The sequence below is a fragment of the Streptomyces sp. YS-3 genome (assembly GCF_045257485.1).
Taxonomy (GTDB): domain Bacteria; phylum Actinomycetota; class Actinomycetes; order Streptomycetales; family Streptomycetaceae; genus Streptomyces.
Genome location: NZ_JBJHPC010000869.1, coordinates 1 through 2,045 on the forward strand (window position 1 = coordinate 1; position 2,045 = coordinate 2,045).

1 protein-coding gene is annotated in these 2,045 nt (G+C 74.4%); it reads right to left on the bottom strand.

Annotated elements, in window-relative coordinates:
• Positions 1-150 precede the first annotated feature (150 nt).
• Positions 151-2,045 (bottom strand): IucA/IucC family protein (locus ACJA3G_RS35750; RefSeq protein ID WP_406557193.1); only part of this gene is annotated, 1,895 nt, incomplete at its 5' end.

The window sequence follows — 2,045 nt, forward strand, 5'->3', positions numbered from 1 at the left end:
GCTCGCGTCCGCCCTGGACTCCCCGAACAGCGCGACGAGTTCATAGGGCAGTCGCATGTCCAGCGTGTCCTCACCGCCGGACTGGGGGGTGGGACCGGCTCCGGCGTCGGTGCTCGCATCGGTGGGAGGCACGGCGACGCTCCTCTCTCGTCAGTCAGCTGTTCGTGGGGATGAGGTTCCGCTGCGGTGGAGGGGGTTGGCGATGGTGACGTAGACCGACTGGGTGTCGACCGGGCCGACGAGTTCGTCGAGGCCGTGCAGCCGGGTCATGAGGTTGGCCTTGCAGCGCAGGGCCGGGCTGTCCAGCAGTTGCGCGGGCAGCGGTGAGCCGAGCGCGGTGGCCTTGGCCAGGAACTGGCGCAGGGCGGCGAGGAGGACACCCTCGTCGGCCAGGCGCTGGGCGCCGAACGCCCCGACGAGGCCGAGGACGTTGTTGATGCCGAGGTAGTAGGCGAAGCGCTCGTCGGTGACGGCGTCGGAGACGAAGGTGTCGCTGGTTGCGCCGACCCCGGGGAGCCGGCGTTCGAGGGCGTCCCGGAAGGACTCGCGGAAGTAGTAGCCCTGGTTGTCGCGGTAGCGCCCGCCCACCGGCCAGCCGTCGGGGTCGAGCAGGACGAGCGTGTTCTGCTGGTGGGCCTCCAGCGCGATCCCGGCCGTGGCGTCCAGCCAGAGCACGGGGCGGACGACCTGGTCGAGGTAGCGCAGGAACCACTCGGCGGCCACGGCCGGGGTCGGCCGGCCGGTACGGGCCGCGAGGCCGGCCACGATGTTCGCGAGCCGTGAGTGCATCGCGGTCCCGGGGCGGCCGGGCAGCGGGCGCGGCGCGGTCAGGGCGGCGATGCAGACGGCGTCGTCGCTGGGGCCGAACGGGTTGTGCCGGATCATCACGTCGAGCCCGGGCACCGGAAGGCCGTCCGGTGTGTCGACCGCCAGCCAGGCCGGGTCGCGGACGATGTCGAACCCGGGGTGGGCCGCCTGCCACTGCCCGGCCAGGCCGGAGCACAGCAGCCGGTGGACCTCCACGCCCCGGTGCAGCTCCTTGCGGAGGTTCTCCCGGCGGGAGTTGGTGATGCGCAGCCCGAGGGAGAGCTTGAGCATGGTGCCGGCGCCGGGCCGATGCACCGTACGGACGGAGGAGGTGGGGTGCCAGGGTTCGCCGTACGGGCCGAGGTCGCGCAGGAGTCCGGCGTCGAGCAGTTCGGCGACGTCCGGCCGGTGGGTGAGCTCGCGGGCCTGCCAGGGGTGCATGGGCAGTGCCACGGCGTTCGCCGGGACGGGGAGGCCGGTGCGGAAACGGGCGGTGAGCTCCTCGGCGGTGACGGGACGGCCGTTGTCCGTCCATGCCGAGTCGGCGGCGAGGACGGTGCGGTCGACGGCCATCCAGTGGAGCGGGAAGGAGCCGTACAACTCGGGTGAGTAGCGCCGCACTTCGGCCTCGGAGAGGCCTTCGCGGCTCTTCGGGGTGGGGTGCAGGGGGTGGCCGAGGAGGAGGGACTGCTCGGCGGAGAGGAAGAGGTCGGCCTCGTCGGCGGGCCCGGGGCGCTCGCGGCGTTCGGCGATGAACTGGGCGGTGCGCCGCACCGAGTCGGCGACGCGGCCCACCAGGTCGGCGCCCTCGCCGCGGCCGGACTCGCGGTTGATCAGGGCCGCGACGGTGACGGCGTCGACGGCCGGGGCGCCGTGCGGCGCGCCCTCCAGCTCCGGCATGCCGAAGCGGTGCCAGCCGGTGGCGGACCAGTACCGGACGGGGACGAGCAGGGCGGTGCCGCTGGCGCGCAGCGGGATGCGCAGCAGGGGCCCCTCGGGTGCGGCGAGGTCGTTCTCCCGTACCCAGCAGCGGAGCAGGTTCTCGACGGCCGCGGCCTCGGCGGCGGCGGACGGGTCCGGGTCGTCGAGCGGCTCCCGGGCGGGGTGCTCCCGCCCCGGGGTCCCTTGGGCGTCCCGCTCGGCCGGGTCGTCGTCGGAAAGCCGTTCGCCGTGGATCCCCGCCTTCTGGCGCGGCACCGTCTCTGCCACAAGAGGGCCGCGGGGGGCGGTGGGGCGGC